General features: G+C 68.9%; 5 protein-coding genes. All 5 read left to right on the top strand.

The genetic code is table 11. The features are described from left to right. The coding region (locus HMPREF1023_RS10395) for a glutamate ligase domain-containing protein (RefSeq protein WP_304411931.1) at positions 1–514 on the top strand (514 nt) is incomplete at its 5' end. A 49-nt stretch (positions 515–563) separates the two neighbouring features. Then, positions 564–1,790, top strand: a complete 1,227-nt coding sequence (locus tag HMPREF1023_RS10390) for an FtsW/RodA/SpoVE family cell cycle protein (RefSeq protein WP_227101047.1) — start codon at positions 564–566, stop codon at positions 1,788–1,790. A gap of 5 nt (positions 1,791–1,795) precedes the next feature. Beyond that, entirely contained in the window at positions 1,796–2,899 is a 1,104-nt protein-coding gene (gene murG, locus HMPREF1023_RS10385) for an undecaprenyldiphospho-muramoylpentapeptide beta-N-acetylglucosaminyltransferase (RefSeq protein ID WP_009306250.1), read from the top strand. Between the two features lie 61 nt (positions 2,900–2,960). Continuing rightward, entirely contained in the window at positions 2,961–4,388 is a 1,428-nt protein-coding gene (murC, locus tag HMPREF1023_RS10380; RefSeq protein ID WP_009306249.1) for a UDP-N-acetylmuramate--L-alanine ligase, read from the top strand. A 7-nt stretch (positions 4,389–4,395) separates the two neighbouring features. Further along, complete coding sequence (murB, locus tag HMPREF1023_RS10375) at positions 4,396–5,322, top strand: UDP-N-acetylmuramate dehydrogenase (protein WP_009306248.1); 927 nt, start codon at positions 4,396–4,398, stop codon at positions 5,320–5,322. Positions 5,323–5,440 lie beyond the last annotated feature (118 nt).

The raw sequence follows: 5,440 nt of genomic DNA, 5'->3' as shown, positions 1-5,440 counted from the left end.
TCGCGCTGGGCGTGCACGAGAGCGACGTGGCCAGGGGTTGCGCACGTTCGCGCCGCTCGAGCACCGCATCGAGCCGTGCGGCTCGGTGGCCGGCGTGCGCTGCTACAACGACTCCAAGGCGACGAACGTCGATGCCACGCTCAAGGCCCTCGCCGCATTTCCCGAGGCGCGCCCCGTCGTGCTGCTGGGAGGCGACGACAAGGGCACCGACCTCGCGCCGCTCGTGGAGGCCGCCCACGCCCATGCGGGCGCGGTCGTGTGCTTCGGCGATGCGGGCGAGCGATTCGCGGCCGCGTTCGAGGCGGCGGACGCGCAGGCTCCTGCCGGTTTCGCCGCGGCGCGTGCTGCGCACCTCGCCGACGCGTTCGACGCGGCTCTCGCGCTAGCTTCGGCGGGAGATGTCGTGCTGCTGTCCCCGGCTTGCGCCTCCTTCGACGAGTTCTGCTCGTTCGAGGAGCGGGGAGCCGCATTCAAAACGCTCGTAGCCGACGCGGCTTCCGCGTTGGGCGCCTAGGCCCGCCATGGCTATTCAACGTGACAAGCGAGGCGCGCCTGCGCATATCATGGGACCTCGGATCATCCTCCTGCTGTCGGTGCTCGCCCTCATGCTCATCGGCTTCGTGATGATCTACTCGACCTCGGCGGTCATCACTTTGGCGAAAGCCGGCACCGAGGTCGCGGTCGATCCGATGGCCGAGACGCTCAACCAGATCAAGTTCGCCGTCGCGGGCGTGATCCTTGCTTTGATCATCTGGAAGTTCGTTCCCGTCTCGCTCTGGCGCAGCAATGCGGTATGGGTTATCTGGGCCGTGGCGTTCGCGCTGCTCGTGATCACGGCGGTGGCGGGCGTGGGCGATGAGGAATGGGGCGCCCGCCGATGGCTCATGATCGGTTCGGCCAGCCTGCAGGCTTCGGAGTTCGCGAAGATCGCGCTCGTGCTGGTGGCGGCGCGTCTGTTCACGGACTTCCGCGAGGGGCAGTACACCGTGTTGGTGTTCTTCGCGCTCGTGGGCCTGCTCGTCCTGGCTCCGGTGCTCATCATCCTGGGCCCCCAGTCCGACCTGGGCACGGCCATGATCTGCGTCGTGGGCATCCTCGCGGTCATGTGGCTGGGCGAGGTGCCGCTGCGCACGATGCTCATCGTGATCGGCGTCGTGGTCGCCCTCGGCCTCGTGGGCATCTTCGGCTCGTCGTACCGCCGCGACCGGCTCATGGTGTTCATGAACCCGTGGAACGACGGCGAAGGCGGCTTCGGCACGGGCTTCCAGCTCATCCACTCGCTGTACGCGCTGTCCGGCGGCGGCCTGTTCGGGGTGGGGCTGGGAAACTCGCACGAGAAGTACCTGTACCTCACCCAAGCGGACACCGACTTCATCTTCGCCATCATCGGCGAGGAGCTGGGTTTGGTGGGCGCCGCGGTGGTCATCGCGCTGTTCCTGCTGTTCCTGTACGCGGGCACCCGCATCGCGCAGTCGTCGCCCGATAACTTCGGCACCATGGTGGCGGGCGGCTGCACCATCATGATCGCGTTCCAGGCGTTCCTCAACATCGCCATGGTCATCGGGTGGTTCCCTGTGGTGGGCAAGCCCTTGCCGTTCATATCGTCGGGCGGATCGTCGCTGGTGGCCATGCTCATCATGGTGGGCATCATCCTATCGGTATCGCGCGGCGCCGAGGCGCCGACCATCTACGATCGCCGACGCGCCGATCTGCGCGTCGTGCGCGCGACGAACGGTGCGCCGCCGCCCTCACGCGGCGGGCGCTCGTCGTCGAGCAGGGGCAGGAGGTAGCGAACATGCTGATCGTTCTTTCCGGCGGCGGAACCGCCGGCCACATCAACCCGGCGCTCGCCTTGGCGGACGTGCTGAAGCAGCGCGGCTGCGAGGTACGCTTCGCCGGCACGCCCACGGGCGTGGAGGCGCGGCTCGTGCGGGAGGCGGGCATCCCGTTCACGCCGTTCGAGGCCCAGGGTTTCAACCGCAACCACCCGCTCACGCTGCCGAAGGCCGTGCTCACCATTCAGAAGAGCACGACGCTCGCGCGCCGGTGGTTCGACGAGATACAGCCCGACGCGGTGGTGGGCTTCGGCGGCTACGTGTGCATCCCCGTGGCGCGCGCCGCCGAGCAGCGCGGCATCCCCGTGGTGGTGCACGAGCAGAACTCGGTCATGGGTATGGCCAACAAGTACCTCGCCAAGCGCGCCGCCGCCGTGTGCCTCACCTACGAGCACGCGGCCGAGGCGCTGGCCGACAAGAGCCGCGTCCGGGTGACCGGCAACCCTGTGCGCGAAAGCGTGTTCTCGGCCACGCGCGAGCAGGGCCGCGCGCGCTTCGGCGTGCCGGAGGGCGCGCGCATGCTGCTGGTGACGGGCGGCAGCCTGGGCGCGCGGCACCTCAACCAGGCCGTCGCCGCGCTCAAAGACGAGCTTCTGGCCTACGGCGACCTGCATATCGTGCAGGTGACCGGCCCCAAGGAGCTCGATGCCGTGCGCGAGCAGCTGGCGCTTTCGCCCGAGCAGCAGGCTCGTTGGCAGCTGCTGGGCTATACCGACCATATGGGCGACGCCATGGCCGCGGCCGACGTCGTCGTCTCGCGCGCCGGCGCCACGTCGCTCGCCGAGATATCGGCCCGCGCGCTTCCGGCACTGCTCGTGCCGTTCCCGTTCGCCACGGAGGACCATCAGACCATGAACGCGCAGGCATGCGTGGAGGCGGGCGCCGCCTACCTCGTGGCCGACGCCGACGTGGAGGGGCCCGAGTTCGCCCGCAAGCTGTGCGAGCTCATCGAGGACGAGGACGTGCGCGCCCGCATGGCCGCCGCGGCCCGCGCGCAGAAGACGCGCGACGCCGCGGGTCTGCTGGCCGACGCGGTCATGGAAGCGGCTCGCGCACAGCGTTGAGCGGTCGCGCGATAGGGTACAATAGCGGTTTGCAGTACATCAGAGAGACCGAGGACGCACTATGGACACCATGCACATCGACCAGGTACATTTCATCGGCGTTGGAGGCGTCGGCATGAGCGGCATCGCTCGCGTCGCGTTCGACCAGGGCATGCGCGTGAGCGGCACCGACCTCAAGGAGAGCCGCTACACCAAGCAGCTGCGCGAGGCGGGCATCGAGGTGCACATCGGCCACGATCCGGCGAACATCCCCGAGGGAAACCCCGTGATCGTCGTGTCCACCGCCATCCTCGACAACAACCCCGAACTCGCCGCCGCCAAGGCGCGCGGCCTGACCATCTGGCATCGCGCCCAGATGCTCGCCTATCTGGGACGCGCGCTCCAGACGCTCGCGGTGGCCGGCACGCACGGCAAAACCACCACGTCGTCCATGCTGGCCAGCGTACTGGACGGCATGGGGGAGGATCCGACGTTCCTCATAGGCGGCATCGTGCGCGCCTACGGCACGAACGCGCACTCGGGAACGGGCGCCCATTACGTGGTGGAGGCAGACGAGAGCGACAAGTCGTTCATGCATCTGTCGCCGCGCGCCGTGCTGGTGACGAACATCGAGGCCGACCACCTCGACCACTACCGCGACCTCGACGAGATCTACGAGAAGTTCGCCTCGTTCATCGGGTCGGTGCCCGACGACGGCGGCGTGGTGGTGGCCTGCGGCGAGGACGAGGCGCTCGTGCGCGTGGCTCGCGCCTCCGGAAAGCGCCTGTTCACCTACGGCTTCTCTGATGCGTGCGACGTGCGCATCGCCTCGTACGAGCCGAACGGCGTGGGCAGCGACTTCACGCTCGAACTGCCCGACGGAAGCGTCGTGAGCGCGCACGTCAAGCAGAATCCGGGCCGTCACAACGTGTTGAACGCCGCCGGCGTCGTCGGCCTTCTGTGGGCGCTCGGATACGACCCTGCGCAAGCGGCCGAAGCGCTGGCCGACTTCGCCGGCGTGAAGCGCCGCTTCGACCTCGTGGGCGAAGCGGGCGGGGTCACCGTGGTCGACGACTACGCGCATCATCCCACCGAGATCGCCGCCACCATCGAGGCCGCGTCCCATCTGGGCTTCGCGCATGTGCACGTGCTGTTCCAGCCGCACCGCTACTCGCGCGCGCCGCTGTTCACCGAGGTGCTGAAGGACGATTTCGGCCGGGCGTTCGACGCGGCCGACGCCGTCACGTTCATGGACGTGTACCCGGCGGGCGAAGCGCCCGTCCCCGGCGTGTCGGGCAAGACGTTCCTGAACGTGGTGCTCGACCATGCGGGCCATCCCGAGGCCGCCTACGTGCCGCGCCGTATCGAGGTGGTGCCCTATCTCGCCGGCAAGCTGGGCGAGGGCGACCTGTTGATCACCATGGGCGCGGGAGACGTGACCGCCATCGGCCCGCAGCTCGTCGACGCGCTTTCGCAGGCGGATGGCGCCGCCGCGCGACGGCAGGCGTGATGCGGCGATGACCGCCCGCCATACCTCGCCGCTCGAGGCGCTGCTCGTCGACGACGCGTTCGACGGCGACGTGTACCCTTCGGAGCCCATGGCTCGGCATACCATGTACCGCATCGGCGGACCCGCGCGTTTCTACGTGCAGGTGGCCTCCGTCGGAGCGCTCAAGCGCCTGGTCACGGTATGCGAGGAGAGCCGGGTGCCGTGGGTGGCCATCGGCCGGGGCAGCAACCTGCTCGTCGCCGACGAGGGGTATCCCGGCGTGGTGATCACGCTCGGCCGCGACTTCCGCATCTGCCGCTACGACGAGGACGCGCACAGCTTCTGCGTGGGCGCGGGCGTGCCGCTGTCGTCGGTGGTGCAGGAGGCGTTCCGTCGATCGCTGGCGGGATTCGAGTTCGCCGTGGGAACGCCGGGCACCGTGGGCGGCGCGCTGCGCATGAACGCGGGCTCGCGCGACGAGTGGATCGGCTCGCGCGTGGTGTCGGTGACCACGCTGTCGCCCGGGAAGGGGCTGGTTCGGCGCGACGGCGACCAGATCGCGTGGGGCTACCGTTCCAGCTCGTTCGCTTCAGACGAGGTGATCGTGGAATGCGAACTTTCCGTAGAGCCTGCCGACCCGTTCTTCATCCGCGGTAAGATGGAAGCGTCGCACGCGCGGCGCAAGAAGACGCAGCCGCTGTCGTTGCCGTCGTGCGGAAGCGTGTTCCGCAACCCCGAAGGCGCTCCGGTGGGCGCGCTCATCGAGGAAGCCGGGCTCAAGGGCCTGCGCATCGGCGGGGCGCAGGTGTCGGAGGTGCACGCGAACTTCATCGTGAACACGGGCGACGCCACGGCGCGCGACGTGCTGGAACTGATCAACCTGGTCAAGACGAAGGTGTACGAGACGTATGGCATCGAATTACAACCGGAAGTCCGTTTCCTCGGGTTCGCGTAAGGCGAGCCCGCGCAACAGCCGCGCTTCCGGGCAGGCCGGCAGGGGCGTGCGTCCCGCCGGCGGCGCGCCGCGCCAATCCGCGCGCGGCGGCATGCCGCGAACTTTCGTCGCGTGCTTC

Source organism: Eggerthella sp. 1_3_56FAA, assembly GCF_000185625.1.
Lineage (GTDB): Bacteria > Actinomycetota > Coriobacteriia > Coriobacteriales > Eggerthellaceae > Eggerthella > Eggerthella lenta.
Note: the sequence above shows the minus strand (reverse complement) of the source record. Positions and strands in the feature narration are given on the sequence as shown.

Bases quoted from the DNA above. Each gene is read 5' to 3' on its own strand.
- HMPREF1023_RS10390 (WP_227101047.1), top strand. From the start codon at position 564: ATGGGACCTCGGATCATCCTCCTGCTGTCGGTGCTCGCCCTCATGCTC.
- murG (WP_009306250.1), top strand. From the start codon at position 1,796: ATGCTGATCGTTCTTTCCGGCGGCGGAACCGCCGGCCACATCAACCCG.
- murC (WP_009306249.1), top strand. From the start codon at position 2,961: ATGGACACCATGCACATCGACCAGGTACATTTCATCGGCGTTGGAGGC.
- murB (WP_009306248.1), top strand. From the start codon at position 4,396: ATGACCGCCCGCCATACCTCGCCGCTCGAGGCGCTGCTCGTCGACGAC.